The organism is Rhizorhabdus wittichii (genome assembly GCF_017607425.1).
Lineage (GTDB): Bacteria > Pseudomonadota > Alphaproteobacteria > Sphingomonadales > Sphingomonadaceae > Rhizorhabdus > Rhizorhabdus wittichii.
The window spans coordinates 74725-93677 of the sequence record NZ_CP059320.1; the positions used below are offsets into that span (position 1 = coordinate 74725).

At 62.7% G+C, this 18953-nt stretch carries 19 protein-coding genes and 1 pseudogene; 9 read left to right on the plus strand and 11 right to left on the minus strand.

All coding sequences use genetic code 11. The annotated features are described in order from the left end of the window. Positions 1-124: 124 nt before the first annotated feature. Positions 125-1140, plus strand: a pseudogene (locus HRJ34_RS27775) (IS1595 family transposase). Between the two features lie 91 nt (positions 1141-1231). Here HRJ34_RS27775 and HRJ34_RS27780 read toward each other — a convergent pair. From HRJ34_RS27780 to HRJ34_RS27820, 9 genes are all read right to left on the minus strand, one after another. Next, the gene (locus HRJ34_RS27780) at positions 1232-1510 is read right to left on the minus strand and encodes a 2Fe-2S iron-sulfur cluster binding domain-containing protein (RefSeq protein ID WP_185210324.1); all 279 of its coding nucleotides are present in this window, start codon (positions 1508-1510) and stop codon (positions 1232-1234) included. A gap of 5 nt (positions 1511-1515) precedes the next feature. Further along, complete coding sequence (locus tag HRJ34_RS27785) at positions 1516-1728, minus strand: tautomerase family protein (protein ID WP_208634573.1); 213 nt, start codon at positions 1726-1728, stop codon at positions 1516-1518. Further along, positions 1729-2499, minus strand: a complete 771-nt coding sequence (locus tag HRJ34_RS27790) for a 2-keto-4-pentenoate hydratase (RefSeq protein ID WP_208634574.1) — start codon at positions 2497-2499, stop codon at positions 1729-1731. Beyond that, on the minus strand, positions 2496-3557 hold the full coding sequence (dmpG, locus tag HRJ34_RS27795) for a 4-hydroxy-2-oxovalerate aldolase (RefSeq protein ID WP_208634575.1): 1062 nt from the start codon (positions 3555-3557) through the stop codon (positions 2496-2498). The genes HRJ34_RS27790 and dmpG overlap by 4 nt, the downstream gene beginning before the upstream one ends. Beyond that, entirely contained in the window at positions 3554-4495 is a 942-nt protein-coding gene (locus HRJ34_RS27800; RefSeq protein WP_208634576.1) for an acetaldehyde dehydrogenase (acetylating), read from the minus strand. Before HRJ34_RS27800 ends, dmpG begins: the two co-directional genes overlap by 4 nt. 22 nt (positions 4496-4517) lie before the next feature. Further along, positions 4518-5330, minus strand: coding sequence for a 2-keto-4-pentenoate hydratase (locus HRJ34_RS27805; RefSeq protein ID WP_208634577.1), 813 nt, complete (start codon positions 5328-5330; stop codon positions 4518-4520). Between the two features lie 5 nt (positions 5331-5335). Next, the gene (locus HRJ34_RS27810; RefSeq protein ID WP_208634578.1) at positions 5336-6817 is read right to left on the minus strand and encodes a 2-hydroxymuconic semialdehyde dehydrogenase; all 1482 of its coding nucleotides are present in this window, start codon (positions 6815-6817) and stop codon (positions 5336-5338) included. Positions 6818-6842: 25 nt separating this feature from the next. Continuing rightward, positions 6843-7289, minus strand: a complete 447-nt coding sequence (locus tag HRJ34_RS27815) for a GlcG/HbpS family heme-binding protein (RefSeq protein WP_208634579.1) — start codon at positions 7287-7289, stop codon at positions 6843-6845. Between the two features lie 174 nt (positions 7290-7463). Then, positions 7464-8228, minus strand: a complete 765-nt coding sequence (locus HRJ34_RS27820) for an IS6-like element IS6100 family transposase (protein WP_001389365.1) — start codon at positions 8226-8228, stop codon at positions 7464-7466. A gap of 62 nt (positions 8229-8290) precedes the next feature. Here HRJ34_RS27820 and HRJ34_RS27825 point away from each other — a divergent pair, with 62 nt between their 5' ends. The 3 genes from HRJ34_RS27825 to HRJ34_RS27835 all read left to right on the plus strand — a co-directional run bounded on the left by HRJ34_RS27825 (position 8291) and on the right by HRJ34_RS27835 (position 10855). Beyond that, positions 8291-9376: a hypothetical protein gene (locus HRJ34_RS27825; protein ID WP_319025645.1), complete on the plus strand. Its 1086-nt coding sequence runs from the start codon at positions 8291-8293 to the stop codon at positions 9374-9376. 395 nt (positions 9377-9771) lie between these two features. Then, positions 9772-10458, plus strand: coding sequence for a ParA family protein (locus HRJ34_RS27830; protein WP_208634580.1), 687 nt, complete (start codon positions 9772-9774; stop codon positions 10456-10458). Then, positions 10451-10855: a hypothetical protein gene (locus HRJ34_RS27835; protein WP_208634581.1), complete on the plus strand. Its 405-nt coding sequence runs from the start codon at positions 10451-10453 to the stop codon at positions 10853-10855. Before HRJ34_RS27830 ends, HRJ34_RS27835 begins: the two co-directional genes overlap by 8 nt. 42 nt (positions 10856-10897) lie before the next feature. Here the strand turns inward: HRJ34_RS27835 and HRJ34_RS27840 are convergent, their stop codons facing one another. Together HRJ34_RS27840 and HRJ34_RS27845 are read right to left on the minus strand one after the other, a co-directional pair. Continuing rightward, positions 10898-12010, minus strand: a complete 1113-nt coding sequence (locus HRJ34_RS27840) for a replication initiation protein (RefSeq protein ID WP_208634582.1) — start codon at positions 12008-12010, stop codon at positions 10898-10900. A 1298-nt stretch (positions 12011-13308) separates the two neighbouring features. Continuing rightward, entirely contained in the window at positions 13309-13782 is a 474-nt protein-coding gene (locus HRJ34_RS27845; RefSeq protein ID WP_208634583.1) for a hypothetical protein, read from the minus strand. 190 nt (positions 13783-13972) lie between these two features. On the opposite strand from HRJ34_RS27845, the gene HRJ34_RS27850 reads away from it, so the two are divergent. From HRJ34_RS27850 to HRJ34_RS27870, 5 genes are all read left to right on the plus strand, one after another. Then, positions 13973-15256, plus strand: a complete 1284-nt coding sequence (locus HRJ34_RS27850; protein ID WP_208634584.1) for a hypothetical protein — start codon at positions 13973-13975, stop codon at positions 15254-15256. Positions 15257-15424: 168 nt separating this feature from the next. Then, positions 15425-17065 (plus strand): PRTRC system ParB family protein, encoded by a 1641-nt coding sequence (locus HRJ34_RS27855; RefSeq protein WP_208634585.1) that lies wholly within the window; start codon positions 15425-15427, stop codon positions 17063-17065. A gap of 37 nt (positions 17066-17102) precedes the next feature. Continuing rightward, entirely contained in the window at positions 17103-17531 is a 429-nt protein-coding gene (locus HRJ34_RS27860; RefSeq protein WP_208634586.1) for a PRTRC system protein E, read from the plus strand. Between the two features lie 47 nt (positions 17532-17578). Next, positions 17579-17785: a PRTRC system protein C gene (locus HRJ34_RS27865; protein ID WP_006954024.1), complete on the plus strand. Its 207-nt coding sequence runs from the start codon at positions 17579-17581 to the stop codon at positions 17783-17785. Between the two features lie 204 nt (positions 17786-17989). Beyond that, entirely contained in the window at positions 17990-18952 is a 963-nt protein-coding gene (locus HRJ34_RS27870; RefSeq protein ID WP_226949246.1) for a hypothetical protein, read from the plus strand. Position 18953: the final 1 nt, after the last annotated feature.

The following is an 18953-nucleotide window of genomic DNA, read 5'->3' on the forward strand; positions in this document are numbered from 1 at the left end:
TTTGATTGAACCGGGATTGGCCTAACTTTCCTCTGCTTTTCGTGACGATCGTTATTGCGTGCCTATCCGGTTGACGCATACACCCACTAGGGATAGATTGTGTGCGTGAAGCGGGTAGTGGGTTATGGACGTTCTCGGCCGCACCGATCTGCCCTTCCCGCAATCGCTCCCCGAGTTTCAGCGGCTTTTTCCCGACGATGGGGCCTGCGCCGCCTACTTGGAAAGGATTCGCTGGGGTGACGGGTTCGCCTGCCCGCATTGTGGCATTGTGGGTGAGCCTTTCCGCATCGCTACGCGGCCCGGCGTCCTGACCTGTCGCGCTTGCCGCCGCCAGACGGGATTGACCGTCGGCACGGTCATGGAACGCAGCCACACGCCCTTGAGCACATGGTTCTGGGCAGCCTATCTGGTCGCCAGCCAGACGCAGGCATGTCGGCGGTTCAGTTCCAGCAGCTTGGGCTGACACGGTACGAAACCGCCTTCGGAATCCTGCACAAGCTCCGCGCGGGCATGGTACGGCCCGAGCAGGACCGGATCGGCGGCAAGACGGACGGTCATGTCGAGGTGGACGAAAACCTATGTCGGTGGAAAGACACGCGGCGAAGGCCGGGGTGTTCATCATAAGACGCTGGTGGCTGCCGCCGTCGAAGTCCGCCACCGGGAGCCGGGTACAGCCCAGGACAAGCGTAAGGATGGCCGCTTTGCCGGTCGGGTGCGGCTGTCTATCGCCGCCGACCGCAGCGCCGATTCGCTGTGCGGCTTCGTAGGGAGTGCCGTCATGCCGGGGTCGCTGATCGTCACCGACGATTGGAGCGGCTATGGCAACCTGCGGACACGCGGCTATGACCACCACGCAATCGCCGAATGTGGCGACCCCGAGGTGGCCGAGGAGTTCATGCCGATCATCCACCTCGTCTTCAGCAACCTGAAGACTTGGCTCAACGGCATCCACCACGGCGTGAGCGCAAAGCATTTGCAGGCCTACCTCAACGAGTTCACGTTCCGCTTCAACAGACGGTTCTACCCGTTCAACGCCTTCCGCTCGCTCCTCGGAATTGCGGGCGAGGTGAAAGCTCGACCTACGCCGAGCTATATTCCGGTGGCTGGGCGCACCCCACATGTAGTGGGTGTCTGCGTTAACCGGATAGGCACGCGTTATTGATCGAACATGCCGATCTTGCGGTCGTCGAGATTGCTTAGGCTGCATTTTCCGTCTTCTGACAAAAAGTTTTTAGTTGGGCAATTCGATGACGAGATTGTCGAGCGGGAACAGCTTGCAGGCGAGCGCATAACCCCCCGCCTCTTCCGCCTCGCTCACTTGTAGCCTGCTCATTTTACCGGTGCGATAATTTCCGCTGGTCACCTTCACCTTGCACACGCCGCACCCGCCGCCGCGGCAGCCGACGAAAATGTCATTCAGCCCCAAGCGCTCCATCGCGATCAGGACCCGTTCCTCCTTGGGGCATTCGAAGCGGCTGCCATCGACGATCTGGACTTGATGCTTGATCATCGTGGTCAGCTTGCCGCTTTCAAAGTATTGGTTTTGCGCGCGGCGAAGGTCACGCCCGCCACCGCGAAATTCGCATCCGGGATCTCGCGCAGGATCACGCGGATCGACTCGCGAGGCACGCCGAGCGACTGCTCCGCGGCATCGGTCAGCGCGAGGATGAACGCCTCCTTCTTCTCGGTCGTGCGGCCCTCGACCAAAGTGACTTCCATGATCGGCATTTATGCTTCCACCGTGATGCTGACCGATCCCAGGTTCTGGACGGTGTTGCGGATGGTCTGGCCGGCCTTGAGGGTCGGCGCCGCCGTGATGCCGCCGGCCATGACGATGTCGCCGGCGTTGATCGTCTCGCCCGCCTCGCCGATCAACCGCGCGGCGGCGACCAGCGAGCGCAACGGATGGCCGAGGATCGCGGCAGTCGAGCCGACCTCGACGACCTCGCCGTTGATTTCCAGGATCACGCCGAGGTTCGAGAGATCCTGCATCGGATCGCCCCAGCCGCCGACCACCAGGCCCGAAGACGAGGTGTTGTCGGCGACCACGTCGACCAACGCGAACTTGAAATTCTCGAAGCGGCTGTCGATCACTTCCATCGCTGGGGCGACGGCCTCGACGCAGGCGAGCGCCTGCGCCGCCGTGACCTTGCCCGCGAGCGGCGCCTTCATCAGAAAGGCGATCTCCGGCTCGATCCGCGGATGGACGAAGCGCGACAGCGACAGCGCCGCACCCTCCTCGAGCAGCATCGCGTCGGTGAGCCGCCCCCAGGCGACCTCGTCGACCCCGACCTGCTGCATCTTGGCGCGGCTGGTGAGGCCCATCTTGACGCCGATCCGCTTCTCGCCGCGCGCCAGGCGGCGCTCGACCGACAGCTTTTGGATCGCATAAGCGTCGGCGACGGTCAGCTTGTCATTGCTGTGGGTGATCTGAGGCGTGGCATGCGCTTCGTGCGCGGCACGGTCGAGAATCTCGGCATATTCAGCAAGCGAAGTCACGCGGCCATTTCCCCCTTGGGCTCGGTCTCACCCTTGCGCGCGCTCAGGATATCGAGAGCGACGTCGACGATCATGTCTTCCTGTCCGCCGACCATCCGGCGCCGGCCAAGTTCGACCAGGATTTCGCGTGTGTCGAGTCCGTATTGTTCGGCGGCCTTTTCGGCGTGGCGCAGGAACGACGAATAGACGCCCGCATAACCCAGGCTCAGGGTCTCGCGGTCGACGCGGACTGGGCGATCCTGAAGCGGCCGGACCAGATCCTCGGCGGCGTCCATCAGCGCCATCACATCGCAGCCGTGCTTCCAGCCCTTGCGGTCGATCGCGGCGATGAACACCTCGAGCGGCGCATTGCCGGCGCCCGCGCCCATGCCAGCGAGGCTGGCGTCGATGCGGATCGCACCTTCCTGCGCTGCAACGATCGAGTTGGCGACGCCGAGCGAGAGATTGTGGTGGGCGTGCATGCCGCGCTGCGTCTCGGGCTTGAGCACCCGGTCATAGGCCTGCAGGCGGGCGCGGACGCCATCCATGTCGAGCGCACCGCCGCTGTCGGTCACATAGACGCAATGCGCGCCATAGCTTTCCATCAGCAACGCCTGCTGGGCGAGCGCCTCGGGCTCGAGCATGTGGCTCATCATCAGGAAGCCCGACACGTCCATGCCGAGATCGCGCGCGATGCCGATATGCTGCTTGCCGACGTCGGCTTCGGTGCAGTGCGTCGCGACGCGCACCGAGCGCACGCCGAGCGCATAAGCGCGCTTGAGCTCCTCGACGGTGCCGATTCCGGGCACGAGCAAGGTGGTCAGCACCGCCTTCTCGATCACGTCGGCGGCGGCCTCGATCCATTCCCAATCGGTGTGCGCGCCGAAGCCATAGTTGAACGAGCTGCCGTTGAGCCCGTCGCCATGCGACACTTCGATCGCGTCGACACCGGCATCGTCGAGCGCCTTGGCGATCGTGCGGACACTTTCGGTGCCATAATTGTGCAGGATCGCGTGCATGCCGTCACGCAAGGTCACGTCCTGGATGTAGAGCTTGGTCTGGGTGGGATAGAGCGTCATGCTGCAGCCTTCCGATTGAGCATGCGGGCCGCCAGCATCTCGCCGGCGGCCTTGGCGGCCGCGGTCATGATGTCGAGATTGCCCGCATATTTGGGGAGATAGTCGCCCGCTCCTTCGACCTCGAGGAAGACGCTCGTCTTGAGCCCCGCGAACTCGCCATAACCGGGGATCTTGACCGGGTTGTTCGATCCGAAGCGCTCGAACTGGACCTCCTGCTTGAGGCGGTAGCCGGGAACGTAGGATTGCACCGTCGCGATCATGTCGAGGATCGACTGGCGGATCTTGTCCTCGTCGACCTGGTCGGTCAGCGTGAAGATCGTGTCGCGCATGATCATCGGCGGCTCGGCCGGGTTGAGGATGATGATCGCCCGGCCCTTTTCGGCGCCGCCGACCACTTCGATGCCCTTGGCGGTGGTGCGGGTGAACTCGTCGATGTTGGCGCGCGTGCCCGGACCGGCCGAGCGCGACGAGACCGACGCGACGATCTCGGCATAATGGACCTTGGTGACGCGCGCGACTGCGGCGACGATCGGGATCGTCGCCTGGCCGCCGCAGGTCACCATGTTGACGTTGACCGCATCGAGGTTCGAATCGGCATTGACCGGCGGCACGGTGAACGGCCCGAGCGCCGCGGGAGTGAGATCGACGATCTGCTTGCCGTCGGCGCGCAGGATCTCGTCATGGACCTTGTGGGCGTAAGCCGAGGTCGCGTCGAACACGACGCCGATCTCGGGATAGGAACCCATCTTCTTGAGGCCCTCGATCCCGTCATGGGTGGTCGCGACGCCGCGCTCGCGCGCCATCGCCAGGCCTTCCGACTTCTCGTCGATGCCGACCACGACGGCGAGCTCGAGGCTGTCGGAGCCCTTGAGGATCTTGATCATCAGGTCCGTGCCGATGTTGCCGGAACCGATGATCGCGCATTTGATCTTCGACATTCGTAAATCTCCCAAAGCGCCTTCAGGCGCCCGCTTCGAAAAAGGCTTTGACGGTGCCGACACCGTTGATCCGCGCCTCGACCACGTCGCCGGCCGCGACGCCGGCCATCGGGCCGAGCGCGCCGCTGAGGATCACGTCGCCCGCCTTGAGCGGCCGGCCGGCCTTCGCCATCACCTGCGCAAGCCACAAGGCCGCGCTGATCGGGCTGCCGAGGCAGGCGACGCCCGCACCGACCGAGATCGGATCGCCGCGGCGCTCCATCACCATCCCGCAGGTGCGCAGGTCGAGCCCGTCAAGCTTCTTGGGAACGGCCCCCAGAGTGTACACCCCGCTCGACGCATTGTCGGCGATCGTGTCCCAGATCTTGATATCCCAATTGGCGATGCGGCTGTCGACGATCTCGATCGCCGGCACGACATATTCGATCGCGCGCAGCATTTCGGCGGTGGTCACGTCGGGATCGTCGAGGTCGCGCCCGATCACCAAAGCGATCTCCGCCTCGACCTTGGGCTGCACCACGCGCGTCAGCAGGATCGGCTGGCCTTCGGGCACGTCCATGTCCGCATAGAGCATGCCGTAGTCGGGCTGGTTGACGCCGAGCTGCTTCTGCACCGACTTCGACGTGAGCCCGGTCTTGCGGCCCACCAGCCGGCGGCCGTTGGCAAGATAGTGCGTCGTATTGGCGTCCTGCACCGCATAAGCGGCCTCGACGCCGCCGGCCGAGATCAGATCCCGGATCGGCGGGCCAGGATTCATCGTCTCGGCGGCGTGCCTCAACTGGGCCGCGGCCTTGTCGATGTTGCTTCTATCGAATGTGACTTCCTGATCAGCCATGGCGCTCACAACTTCACGCAGATGTTTTCGATCTCGGTGTAGAATTCGAGGCTGTGCACCCCGCCTTCACGGCCGATGCCGGATTGCCCGGCGCCGCCGAAGGCGGTGCGCAGGTCACGCAGGAACCAGCAGTTCACCCAGCAGATGCCGACCTCCATCTCGGCCGACACGCGATGGGCGCGGGAAAGATCCTGCGTCCAGATCGTCGCGCTGAGCCCGTAGGGCGTGTCGTTGGCCATCGCAATGGCTTCTTCCTCGGTGTCGAATGGAATGACGCCGCAGCACGGGCCGAATACTTCCTCGCGCATAACCGTGGAATCGGGAGCAAGGCCGGTCCAGATCGTCGGCTCGACGTAGAAACCGCCGTCAACGTTCTTCGGAACGCCGCCGCCGGTCACGACGGTCGCGCCTTCGTCGACCGCGCGCTGGTAATAGCCGAGCACCTTCGAGCGATGCTCGTCGCTGATCAGCGGGCCCATATATTGGGGATGCTTCGGATCGCCGGGCTCGAACGCCTGCGCCGCCGCGGCAAGCCGCTCGACGAACTTGTCGAAGATCGACCGCTCGACGAAGATGCGCTCGGTCCCGAGGCACACCTGGCCGGTGTTGAGGAAGGTGGCGCGAGCAACACCCTCGATCGCCTTGTCGATGTCGCAATCGGCGAACACGATCGCCGGGTTCTTGCCGCCGAGCTCGAACGAAATGTCGCGCAGGCCAACCGCGGCCTGCTTCATGATCGCCGTGCCGGTGCCGGTCTCGCCGGTGAAGGTGATCGCATCGACGTCCTTGTGGCTGGTCAGGAACTCACCGGCCGAATCCGGGCCGAAGCCGTGGACGACGTTGAACACGCCCTTTGGCATGCCGACCGCGTCCATCACCTCGCCGAGCAGCGCCGCGGTGCGCGGCGTTTCCTCGGACGGCTTGACGACGACGGTGTTGCCGCACGCGAGCGCGGGGCCGACCTTCCAGGTCATCAGCAGCAACGGGAAGTTCCACGGGCAGACCACCGCAACCACGCCCTTGGGCTTGCGCACCGCATAGTTCAGCGCCTTCGACCCGTCGGGAGTCGGGGTCATGAACGATTCGGTGGGGGTCGTCGAGACGACGTCCGCGAACATGCGGAAATTGGCGGCGCCGCGCGGAATGTCGATGTGCGAGGCGATCGAGATCGGCTTGCCGGTGTCGGCGACCTCGGCCGCGAGGAAATCGTCGAAGCGGCGCTCGATCTCGTCGGCGACCTTGATGATCAGCTTGACTCGCTCGGGAATCGTCATCTTGCCCCACGGGCCCTTCAAGGCGCGCTTGGCGGCCTGAACGGCAGCGTCGACGTCCTCCCTGCTCGCCTCATAGACGCGGCCGATCTCCTTGCCGGTCGCCGGGTCGATGTTGACGAAGCTCTTGCCTTCGCTGCCCTTGCGATAGGCGCCGTCGATATAATTCAAAACTTCCGCCGTCACCGTCGGCAAGGGCTCGTCGCCTCGCGCCATCTTCTTTCTCCGTTAATTCGAAACTTCAGTCGAACCGTTTGGCGCCGATCGCGGCAAGGCCGGCATTGGCATAAGCCGTGTCCATCGCCTCGCTGCCGCCCGATACGCCGATGCCGCCGACGATCTCGCCGTCGACGACGATCGGGAGTCCTCCGCCGAACATCACCATGTTCCTGCGCCGCGTGATGCCGTCGCGAAGTGCGTCGCTGCCCGAAACGATGCCCGGGATGTCCGCGGTCGGCATCTTGAAGCTCGCGGCCGTATACGCCTTGTCCCGAGCGATGTCGCTCGAATGAAACGGCGCGCCCGTGGCCCGCACGAAGGCGACAAGCTCGCCTGCTGCGTCGACCACGGCCGCCACCACCGCACAACCTTCGTCGGCGCCGGCCCGGAGGGCGGCGCCGACGGCGGCATGAGCGGCCTCAGGACTGATCGTCTTGACCAGCCTGATACGCACGATCGGTTCACTCATGTATTGACGGCCATGAAGCGATCGTTGAGCTGCCGCTCATAGTAGAAGATCGCCTTGCCGGCCTCGTCCGCGCTCCACACGCGGCGGGGGTTGTCCGGATAATAATCATAGCCGCCGGAGGGCTCTGTTGCAAAGATTGGCGGCAGTCAGAGGTAGGCTGTCGCTCTGCGCCGATCAGGCGGCTGCTGCGAAATGGTGGTTGAGCATGCCCATGGCCTCCGTCAGCGCCGAGGGCCCAATGCCAAAAGCTCTCTCCACAAGGCGCACCTCGCCCCTGATGCCGGGCTGCAGGCACCAGGGGCGAGCCTGTCCTTTGCGCAGGGCTCGCATGACTTCGAATCCCTTGATCGTGGCATAGGCCGTGGGGATCGATTTGAAACCGCGCACCGGCTTGATCAGTATCTTGAGCTTTCCGTGATCGGCCTCGATCACGTTATTGAGATACTTCACCTGCCGGTGGGCCGTCTCCCGGTCCAGCTTTCCTTCGCGCTTCAATTCGGTGATCGCTGCACCATAGCTCGGCGCTTTGTCGGTATTGAGCGTGGCAGGCTTTTCCCAGTGCTTCAGGCCTCGCAGGGCCTTGCCCAGGAACCGCTTCGCTGCCTTGGCGCTGCGGGTCGGCGACAGGTAGAAATCGATCGTGTCGCCCCGCTTGTCGACTGCCCGGTACAGGTAGGTCCACTTGCCCCGCACCTTGACGTAGGTTTCATCCAGGCGCCAGCTCGGATCAAAGCCACGCCGCCAGAACCAGCGCAGCCGCTTCTCCATCTCCGGGGCGTAGCACTGGACCCAGCGATAGATCGTCGTATGGTCGACCGAAATGCCGCGTTCCGCCAGCATTTCCTCAAGGTCGCGATAGCTGATCGGATAGCGACAATACCAGCGCACCGCCCACAGGATCACATCACCCTGGAAATGGCGCCACTTGAAATCCGTCATCGTTCCGTCCGTCCAATCTCCGCCAAGCATGCTCAAGCTTCACGATTTTTGCAACAGAGCCGTTGATAACGATCCATTATCAACACCACGCATCCGGGCATACTTTACTGAACGATCGTTTCGGTTCACTATTGGCTATGGAAAACCGGCACGCCCCTGCCCGCTACGGACCCGACTATACCCCGAAAATGGTCGCGGCGATAGCATCGTGTTCGACGGCGATCGGGCGGCTCGATGCCCGGTTTACCGTCAGTCCCGTCGCGAAACCGTGGGCCATGCGCGCGGCGTGGAGCGGTTACGCGAAGGCGCTACAACTACAGTCGGCCGAGGTTGAGGAAATCGATGTATTTTCGTGGGGCTGTGGCCTGAAAATCCCCGGTCGCCCTCCCCTCGCCAGCCATCTGGATCTGTTCGACCGCTTCGCCGAATGGCGCGCGGCTCTCGATGCGGATGCGCTCGCCTGGCGCGACGCGCTCCCTACCGCGATCGGCGAGCCGAGTGAGGCCAAAGACCACCCTCCCCTGATCCGCGGCCTCGACACCGTGCGCCAGCTCGCCCGGATCGATCACAGCATCATGCCCTGGCTTGGCCTGCCGTTCGCGCTGCGCGACCGCGGCCTTACGGCTGCCCCCCTGCCCTGCCTCGCGGGCGGCGCCAAGGCGTTCCGGATGAAGCGGAGGCCGGATGCCGATGATTGGCTGGCGGTGCTGCGCGCGCTCGAAAGCGCGGCCCGGATCGGCCTTGAAAGGCTGCACGGCCTTGAGCGTCATTATCGCGATGCCCAGCGGGCGATTGCGGCCGAGTATCGACCTGGCGCACTCCCTGCGTTACTGGCGCTTATCCAGTATCGGCCGCTCCTCTCCCCGCAATCAGTTGCAGAGCTGCTCTCCATGAGCATCGCCGGAGCGAGCAAACTGATCGAGCGCGCTTCTATGGCAGGCCTTCTCGTAGAGATCACCCGGCGGCGGAGCTGGCGTCAATATCTGGCTCCCGACCTCGCTGCGGATTTTGGCTATCTACCGGCGAAGCGGGGGCGGCCTACTAAAGAGCGCCCTCCCCTTCCCCTCGATCGCGATCTTGCTTCTGTCTTCGATGCGTTTGACAGGGAAATGGCAGCAGTAGACAATCTCCTCACCGGGGTGCGCTAGCCCAATTCGCTTTACCGCACACTTCGGCATTCGAAGAAACTAGCTGTTTATCAACTATTTAGTTTTGTGCAGCGTCATGTGCTGCATATACCACCGCGTATTGTAGGGCGCGATGTAACGCGCTTTGTGCTGCGCCGGTGCCTGCGTATGCGCGCTTGCCCGCGCTTACGTCTGCGCGTCCCGCCGTGCTGCCGCCCGCGCGGCTACCATGTGACGGTGATGTATATGTACACGCGCCGCAGCACGCGCGCTCGCATGTGGGCGCGCGGCATACTTGCACCGCGCATATACACGCGCTATCGTCGTCGCATACGGATGGTGCCGCGCATCCTTATGCGCGGTCGGCTACTGCCGCGCGGGCGAACGCGCGGCCCTGTATTGGAGGAGTTTAACGAATGCCGGTCATCACCATCGCACAGAGCAAAGGAGGTGCGGGCAAAACCACACTCGCTCTCGCGCTCGCATCCGAATTTGAGGCGCTTGGCGGCTCCGTATTTATGCTCGATGCTGACCGCCAGAATAGCCTGTTAAACTGGCACCGCGATCGCCGCGAAGAGGGGAGGGGAGGGGACTCCCTCATAACCGTCGAGGATGCCTCCCAAATCCGTGACGGCGAGATCGGCGCCGCAATCAAAAGAGCAAGGGAAAACGCGCAACTGGTGATCGTGGATTCTGAAGGCACGTCCAACTTCAAGACCGCATATGCCGCGATGGACTCTGACTTTGTGGTGATACCGACCCGCTCCTCGCGCCTCGACCTCGAAAGGACCGTCGAAACTAGCGAAATGCTGCAGAAGATGGGTGGCGGAGTGCCATACCGAGTGCTCATTACCCAAACCGGGCAGGTCGCGCGCTCGCGCGCCGAGTGGGAAATCGATGCCCAAATCGGCAATGCATTGCCGATATTCAAGGAACAAATGCACACGCTCGATGCGTTCCGCGCCATGTCGAATTTCCGCATGACCCTCGCGGAAGTGGAGCAAGCCGGTCTCGCCAAAACCGAAAAAGCCCGGCGAATAGCCCAGAGCGTCCTCGCCGACGTCCTCGGCGAAATTCAGAACAAGGAGGCATCCAATGGCTGAACCCAAACCCGCAGCCCCGGCCATGGGTGACATCATCGGCAAAACCCGGCAACGGCTCGAAACGCACGACGATCCAACCGAACGCCTGAAGAGCCTTATCGCGTCCACACCGCCAGCGGGCGCAGCAGTCGATCAAACGCCGATCCGGGAACCAGTCCGACCGACTCCCCCCGCAAATTACTTCCCACAAGTACAGGCAGACACCGCCGCAATTCCCAAGCGCAAACCAATGCGCGGTCCGGCGCGGACCAAGCACATCACCATGCGTCTCTCGCAACCTGAACGGGACAGGCTCGTCATCTGGTGCGAAGCCAGAAATCTCAGCCTCCCCGATGGGATCATCGCCTTGCTCGATCTCGCCGAAGGGGAGGGCGCTCCTGGACCGGGGCCGGTCTGAGGCTCGACGCCCGTTTATATGAGTGATCGGGGGTAGGGGTTCCTATGCACGCCCACGTTGCTGCACGAAGGATTTACAAAACCCCTCCCACGACTTGTAAAGTGCATCCCCAACCAGGTTATCCAGTCGAGAACCCATCGTCTTGCGATACCCACTCGCAATGAGATCCTTGTCCCAACCACCGCCATAATCCGCAACGATCGTCAACAAACGCGTGTCGGGGCAGAAGTGCAGGGAATCGCGGGGAAACGGCTTACGCTCGATAATTTTCGGCCGATCCGCGATCGTCTCCACCGTGCCCTCACGCCGCGCGCGCCGACCAACCCTAGGACGATCCAACTCGCGCGCGGTTTCCTCCTGATCCTCAAGATCCTTGGGGTGAAACATCAGTTTCACAGCCTCGACCGGCCGACCACGGCCTGATCCACGGATTTCCTCCCATTCAACCGTAAAATCCGCCAGCTGATCGATCTCCGCCTTCGACTTCGCCAGCACATCGCGCCGGAACTCGGCAAAGTTCTTGAAGCTGCCGTCAGGAACTCCAAGCTTCCGCCGCAATTCATCGACTTTCATTTTGTACACCCGGTTCTGCCGATTGATGATCAGACACCCCAGATCGTAAAGGGAGAGAGCGTAGCGAGACTGCAGCGCAAGCATCACACCGAGATTCACGCGCGCATAATAGTCCGAGCGCTGCAACACGCGCTTGAAATTATCCGAGAACTGAAATTCGACGACGCTCATCCCGTCTTCGGAAATTTCCTCGACACAGCTCGCTAGCAACGACTGCGACATCACCGCAGGTTTACCCTTCGACGTCGTCGTTCGGATACGAACAATGACCCGAAGCAATTCATCCATCACGGTCTGAATACGCTCATTACCCTTGTGGGAGCCTCGAAGCTCCTTTTTCGTAATAACGAACGTCTTGTCTTCATAGGCTTCCGGACCAGCCTTGCGCAGCATCAACGCGAAAGCTTTGCGCGCAGCAGCGCCAAGCGAGCCGGTCTCGAACTCGGACTCGACCAATTCGCCGGGTTTGCTTACAAAATCGAGATCACGGCGGCGAATCACATCCGCAACGCGCAGCGTCCGGCTCAGACTCTCCAGCCCTGATGTTACCTCGATTTCCGATATGTCCGAATCGAGCTTCATATGAGTTGCATACCATCAACGTGTCATAAAGAGAACCCGCCCCCATTTACTCACATAGACGAACCCCCGCCGACTCATGAGAAAAGGCAGGGCACTCTGTCGCCAGCCCCCTGGTCCTCACATAAACGCGCCGCGAAACCCGCAGAAATACACGGGTTTAGGAGCGCCCCCGATTCCTCACATAAACACGATCGATTGGCCCAGATCAGTTGCCGCAAGACGAGACAGTGCGCCCCCCAGCGACTCACAATAACGCCGCGCCAAGCTGCTGATCCGATTCGGTTTTCCGGAGCACCCCCGTCCACTCATATAAAAGCCGATCGAAAGGACTGACCGCTTACCACTGCAAGCCCAGACGCCCCCGATCGCTCATATAAAGAACCGCACGACCGGCGTCAGCCAATCCCGACCGCCACCATCGCCCTCAAAATCGACCCCAAATCCAGCGCAGTCGGCGAACGAAACGATTCATTGGGTTGAATCAAACCCTTCCAGAGGCCACTTCATATCGAATCCCGGCCACCCCCAATCGCTCACATAAACCCCCGGACGCTCATCCAGTTGCCCCCTTGCGCTCGCATTAATGCCCCCTTGCGCTCACGCTAAAGCCCCCACCGGCTCATATAGAGGCATATCAACGCATTGAGTTTCAACGACTAAATGGTCCCGAATCTTAGAATCATGAATCTATAGAAGCTCCCGCGCTCCGCTTGGGCGTTTTTTATAAGATGATTCTTTAAGGGAGATGCAACCGCGAGGTTGGCTCCCGAACCACCGGCCTGCCCAATCGGACGCCGTAACCCACAGCGCATCAAGCAACGGGCGCTAGCACTCTGATTACGCTAGAGGCAGCAAACTGTCGACCATCGCAGCGTACATCGCCTCCACCTCGGTTTGCGACGCAACGCGGCTATCAGGGCTATCAACTGGCGCTGTCCGCCACGACATTCCTCTCATGACGCGCTTCGAGCGACTTCAAGGTCCGAATAAGGGGAGAGGGGAGGGCGGCTCACTGCCCAATGCAGGGTTTGCAATTGTCCCTCACCCTCATTCTGATGAAAGGCCCCTGCTATGCCGACTACTGCGGGATCGACCGCCGAGCGCAAACTCAACAGCTTCCAGCGTGCCTGGGAATATGCCTGCCGTCGGAGCGAGCGGGCCGGCTATCCCCAGACCATCGTACGAACAGGGCTTGTCGAACAGCCCTTCCTGGTCACCACAACGCCAGACGACGACGCTGAGATTGCTGCGCAGGTTATGCCGTGACGGAATACCCCATCCGGCAACCTGCCATTCTCTTAACCGGCTGGAGCCCGGAACGTCCGCCACGACCGACCAAGCGGAAACGACGGCGCGAACGCGCCGACCGGGCCGTCCGGTTCCGGCGAAATATAGGGCGAGATCGGATCGTTCACGGCATGGTGGCGCGCTACGCTGCCCCGTGCCTTCAGGATCGCGGCAAGCCATTCGAGATCGTCGAGCATATGGGACGCACCGCGTCCAGCGAGCGCGTAGTAGATCGAGCGCTGATAATCATCGCCGCGCTCTCCCAGAATCCGGCCCAGCTTTCGCCGACCGTCTGGATGGCGGGTGCCGACAAGATGCACAGCCTCGAGCAGTTCCACCACCGAATAATAAGCGTCGTTCGCTTCGACACCGATCGACAGCGCCGCGATTGCCCGGCGTTCCGGACGCTGCACATGATCCAGCGACGCATCGACAAGCGTGATGTCGATATCGATCCGGCCAGGCAGTTTCTTTGGGCTGCTCATGTGACATCTCCTAGGCAAGCAATAATCGGAACATATCACGAACAATGCCAGTCGACCAGAGCAACTTCCTCCAGACTGTTTATAAGGCGAATCGCCATGTGCTATGCTCCCCACCGAACGCCAGTGGACAGGAGAATGCGCATGCTGAGAGCATCAGCGGCATGCCCCCGATGTCGCCCTGGATCGTTCCATGTGGCTGGTTGATCGCGGGGGCAGGGGCCACCAACGAATCCCAATCGATCCGCTCGTTCGCGACGCGCTCGTGCGATGGTACATCGGGAAGGGAAACCACCACGACGAGGAAGCCGGCGTCGTCTTGGTGGAACAGGCCAGGCTCGGCGACATGTGGATCGCTTGTGACTGCCTGGGCGCCCAAGTCGCTCCGCCGTTGATGACGCCAGCCTATCTCAGCGAAGCGGAAACCTTCTACCTCAGACGCCTAACGGGTCCGGGACGACCCGAGCATCGCCTCGATTGTCCATTCTTCCATGCCCAGGCCGCGCCCGGACACATGGCGACCGCCGACCCGGTTCGACCAGTCGACCGCCCCGAGGGCTATTTTTCGGTGCTTAAGAGCGCTCCGGTTCGCCTTGCTCGCGCGCCCGAAGACAGCGCAGGCGGTCGTGTGCGCCAACCACATATCCCGCGGCTTGCCCGATTGATGTGGCGGCTGATCGATCTTGCCGGTCGCAACCAAGCCATGCTGTCGCCCAGTGGCGAACGCGGCATCGCCAGCGAATTCGCAGCAATCCAGCAAGCCGCCGGTCATATCGAGGTTGCGCCAGGCGTCGAGCTGGCGAGGGTGTTATGGACGCACGGTTCAGCCTTCCGGCATCGGCGCGTCTATGCCGGTATTCGCGCGCTTGCTTCCCGCTGGCCCCGCGGACACGCCCCGCAAGGATTTCTCCTGCTGTTTGCCAACGGCATTGAGGGCAATGTTATCCATGCCGCCGGCTGCGATCCCATCGAAGTCGCGACGCGTATCCAGCACCCATCGATTCATGGCACGCCCGTCGCCGGCCCCTATCTGGCGCTGATCGTCATCGGCGAGCTGCCGCAGGTGAAGGGCTATGCGCCGCTGCGGGCCTATGCTCAGCCCATCTATTCGGGACAGCGCTTCATACCCGTCGATTCCGATTTCGAACGCACCGTGTTGCGCGATCTCCTGCGCATCCAGCACCGGCTCGATGAACATCATTACGATAGCGCGATCACAAAGCCCCTGTTCGATATCCAGACACCCGCCGGGAACTGTCGGCCCGACTTCATCATCGAGACATGCTCGCGCGAGACCGGCGAGAACCGCATCGCCATAGTCGAGGCGATGGGTTTCGACACCGACGCCTATCATGACGCCAAGGCGATCACCCATCCGCGCATGGAAAAGATCGCTCCGGTCATCGACATCAATGATACCGACCTACGCGACGGCGCATTGCAAGCGCGTCTGCTGGACCTGATCACCAGCGCCTGAAGCCACGGATGCGGGCTCCCTTTTTGCCAAACGCAGGAAATCGACCAACCCGCTCTGAGGCCCGATGGGCCACGAGAGGCAAGGGGGAGGGGAGCGGATTGGACTCGCCGGATTGAAGCCGCACGGCCGCGAAGGACGGGTCCGCGACATTCCGCAAGGAGACGTGCCTTGGACGCACCAGAACCCGTTCCCGAAATCACCCTGCCGCTTTCCAAAATCATCAAAGGAGATAATCCGCGCCGCTATTTCGACCGCGCGAAGCATGAAGAACTCGTAGCATCCATCCGTCGGCGCGGCGTCTTGCAACCGATCCTGCTCAGACCAAAGGACGGATTCTTCGCAATCGTCGCGGGCGAACGTCGTTATCGCGCCTCGCTGGAGGTCTATGGCCCGGAAGGCGAAATCCCGGTCGTCATTCGCGAGATGACCGATCGGGAAGCCCTTGAAGCCGCAATCGCAGAGAACCACGATCGCGACAACGCATCGGAGACCGAACAGGCCGATGCAGCGGTGCGAGTGCTCGCGGAATGCCAGGGTGACCGCGCGGAAGCCGCAAAGCGTCTGGGATGGTCCCGCACCATGTTCGATCGCCGCCTCGCCCTCGCTGAACTATCCGAACCGGTCAAAACGGCCCTGGACGAACGCCGTATCAAAGTCGGTCATGCCGAACTGCTCGCCGCGGTGCCGAAAGACAAGCAGGACAAGGCGCTCGAAACCATTCTCACCGCGCAACTCGACGTCGCCAAGACACAGGAGCTTCTCAAGCGGGTGACACAGGACCTTGCGTCTGCCTGTTTCGACAAGAGCGAATGTACCAAGTGCCCCTATAATTCCGCCACCCAGCGCGCGCTCTTTGAGACCCATGTCGACGACGGATACTGCACCAACGCCGGATGCTTCCAGATCAAGACCGAAGCTGCCGAGGTCATCCGTTTCGAAAAGGAGGCCCAGGCCGAAGCCGCGGCAAGAGCCGCTCTCGCGACGTCTGCAGACGATGAGGGGGCAGACACCGCCGATACGGAACTCGATAACGCGCCGCCCGCAGCCTCGCAGGATGGGGAAGGGGAGGGCGAGCCACCTTCGGTCCAATCCGAAGCAAATCCGTCGTCGGCGCCAGCTCCGGTCAGCCCGGCAAAAGCCTCGCAAAGCGCCCCGAAACCCGGTGTGACGGCCAAGTCGCTCGCCGCGCGCACGAAGGAGCTTCGCGAAGCGACCTGGCGGACCGCGCTTGCCCGTGCGCTCGCAGGCAACGCAGATCACGCCCGGACGACCATCCTCGTTGCCGCGATGTCCGGCTCGCTGTCCCAGATCAAGGCCGAGACGCTGACGTCGCGCGCCAGTCTGCTTGTCGGCGATAATTTCCGGGATCTCGATTATGCGAACAGGATCGCCGAAATCCAGGCGCTGCCCGATGCGCGCTCTACGAACATACTGTCCGTCATTGGCGCGGCTTACGCCAAGGACGTCCTCAACTTCAGCCACGTCGCGGATCTCGCGCGGGTGTTCGGGGTCGATCTGCGCGACAGCTGGCAGGTCGATCAGGCGTTCCTCGAGCGATACACCAAGGACGAACTCAGCTTCATCGCTCAGGAATGCGGCCTCGTTGCCCATATCGGCGCCAAGTCCTTCGCGCGCCTCCTCGCCTCCAAGAAGACGGAACTCATCACCGGCATGCTCAACCGTATCGGGTTCGACTGGGCCGGACGACTGCCCGGCGCAATGACCCTCGACAGCACCTACGGCCCGCCGCCAGACCCGACACCAGTTCCCGATGAAGCCCCCGCGAGCGTCGCCGAACTCGTTGCCTGATTACCCACCCGTTCCCCACACGAAAGGACTGAACACCATGCTTGTCACAAGCCTGCTGCCGCTGCTCGCCCGCTATTCGCTTGCTTTCGACCTTGTCGCCGGACCTGACGACACGGTCACGCTGACGATCATCCCGCGCAAAGCCGAGGGCGCTACCGCTACGCTCGACACAAGCGAGACACGCCCGATCGCCATCACCGCAAGCGCCGCCGAGATCGATGCCGAACTCGCCAGGGGAGCCGAAGGCGCGCTCGGTCAACTCATCGCCGCACGCAAGACGCTCGCCGACCAACTGGCCGGACAGCGCGAGGTCGCCGAAGCCGCCAGGACGGCCGCGATCGAGGCCGCCAAAGCGAAGTCGGCCTCAGCGCCCAAGCCCTCGGCATCGACAACCGCGGCAAAGACCCCGGCTCCGGCCACACCCCCCGCGGACGCCAAAGCGGACGAGCCCGCCAGCCTCTTCTGACCCCGGTCATTCTCCCATCTCAACGATCAGCCAACAGGAGACCTTCAATGCAGATCAACCAGCTCGAACGCACCTACCGCTACGATGGCATCGACTTGCCGGTCCCGCCCCATCTCGCGGGCGATCCTCGTGCGCTCCGCGCCTACCATGCGACCCTCTACCCGGCGATCCTCAATGCCGAGATGGCCGACGCCGGCGTGATCGGCGGCGCGCACGTGACCGAATATCGCCGCGCGGTCGGCACCAAGGGCTGACCATGGGCCGCCGCAAGTCCGCGCCCATACCGCCCGCACCCCGAAAAACCCTGCTCGAATGGATCGAATGCGATGATGGCGACACTCCCGGAACCCAGCTCCCCGCCTGCAGCCTCAAGGCCCAGGCGCTCCACGCGCGGATCGGCACAAATCCAACCCTGGCGGGGCCTGGTATCTCCGAACCGATGCACGCGCCGAGAGGCCTTGCACTCCCGCCGCTCGGCTGACCTTGCCGGGCGGTCACCCGCGGTTTCGAGGGACATTCCGGTCCTGTTCGATTGTCCGCTGGCGCCCCACCACAAGCTGATCGGTCAATGGGTCGCGGCGCGCACTCCGGGCTCACAAAGCCTCACCCGCCCAGAAGCGCGGCGCCATATCGAACGGGTCTTCAGCGAGGCGGTTCACGATGTCCTCGGCGCAATCGACATGGTGGACCTGCGCACGGTCGTTCTCCACGGGCACGATCACGGACCGCCGGCAATCGCAATCATCTGCGATAGTCTCGGCCAGCTCGACCTTGGCTGGATCGAAACCGGGGACGCGCCCATCCGCTGGCGCGCCGCGATTTATAAGGCACTGGGAGAGACATTGCGCCGCGCCCTGCCGATCTTCGGATACGACGACCTCTTCGAAGATGTGTCGATGTACTACTGGGAAGGCGAGACCGACGACGAATCCGCCCGGCAATCCATGATCGACATGTACGGTCCGGACGAGATCGAAAATAGCGAAATGACCCTGCCGTCGACCATGAACGCACGGCGTCCCGAATGGATGATCTCAGCCAATGCCGCGCGTCCCTCGCGGCTCCCGGCCCGATTGCGCCAACTGCTGAGCGAACTGCACGATGCCCACGACGCACTCGCACAGAGCCCGCGGGAATTGAATGCCTGGGACTACGATATCGAGATGGTCTTCGAATATGTTCCCGGCATCGAGGAATGCGCGACGCTGCCGCCGCTGACCCTCGTTCCCTTCGACCAGTTCGCGCGTGAACTCGACGATGTCGGACGCCACGGCATGGAAATGGGCTTCATGGACTTTTGCGGCCTGTGCCCGCTGCCCGACGCCGACCGCATCGACGACTGGTTTGCCACATTGCGCGCCGGCGCCCGCTTCCTCGCCTCCGCCCAGGCCCTGCTCCAGTTCGACCCGGCAAGAAAGTGAG

What these genes read in the sequence shown, in the direction of transcription:
- HRJ34_RS27780 (WP_185210324.1), bottom strand. Translation starts at nt 1,510, where the DNA reads ATGATCAAGCATCAAGTCCAGATCGTCGATGGCAGCCGCTTCGAATGC.
- HRJ34_RS27785 (WP_208634573.1), bottom strand. Translation starts at nt 1,728, where the DNA reads ATGCCGATCATGGAAGTCACTTTGGTCGAGGGCCGCACGACCGAGAAG.
- dmpG (WP_208634575.1), bottom strand. Translation starts at nt 3,557, where the DNA reads ATGACGCTCTATCCCACCCAGACCAAGCTCTACATCCAGGACGTGACC.
- HRJ34_RS27800 (WP_208634576.1), bottom strand. Translation starts at nt 4,495, where the DNA reads ATGTCGAAGATCAAATGCGCGATCATCGGTTCCGGCAACATCGGCACG.
- HRJ34_RS27805 (WP_208634577.1), bottom strand. Translation starts at nt 5,330, where the DNA reads ATGGCTGATCAGGAAGTCACATTCGATAGAAGCAACATCGACAAGGCC.
- HRJ34_RS27810 (WP_208634578.1), bottom strand. Translation starts at nt 6,817, where the DNA reads ATGGCGCGAGGCGACGAGCCCTTGCCGACGGTGACGGCGGAAGTTTTG.
- HRJ34_RS27815 (WP_208634579.1), bottom strand. Translation starts at nt 7,289, where the DNA reads ATGAGTGAACCGATCGTGCGTATCAGGCTGGTCAAGACGATCAGTCCT.
- HRJ34_RS27820 (WP_001389365.1), bottom strand. Translation starts at nt 8,228, where the DNA reads ATGACGGATTTCAAGTGGCGCCATTTCCAGGGTGATGTGATCCTGTGG.
- HRJ34_RS27830 (WP_208634580.1), top strand. Translation starts at nt 9,772, where the DNA reads ATGCCGGTCATCACCATCGCACAGAGCAAAGGAGGTGCGGGCAAAACC.
- HRJ34_RS27835 (WP_208634581.1), top strand. Translation starts at nt 10,451, where the DNA reads ATGGCTGAACCCAAACCCGCAGCCCCGGCCATGGGTGACATCATCGGC.
- HRJ34_RS27840 (WP_208634582.1), bottom strand. Translation starts at nt 12,010, where the DNA reads ATGAAGCTCGATTCGGACATATCGGAAATCGAGGTAACATCAGGGCTG.
- HRJ34_RS27845 (WP_208634583.1), bottom strand. Translation starts at nt 13,782, where the DNA reads ATGAGCAGCCCAAAGAAACTGCCTGGCCGGATCGATATCGACATCACG.
- HRJ34_RS27850 (WP_208634584.1), top strand. Translation starts at nt 13,973, where the DNA reads ATGTGGCTGGTTGATCGCGGGGGCAGGGGCCACCAACGAATCCCAATC.
- HRJ34_RS27860 (WP_208634586.1), top strand. Translation starts at nt 17,103, where the DNA reads ATGCTTGTCACAAGCCTGCTGCCGCTGCTCGCCCGCTATTCGCTTGCT.
- HRJ34_RS27865 (WP_006954024.1), top strand. Translation starts at nt 17,579, where the DNA reads ATGCAGATCAACCAGCTCGAACGCACCTACCGCTACGATGGCATCGAC.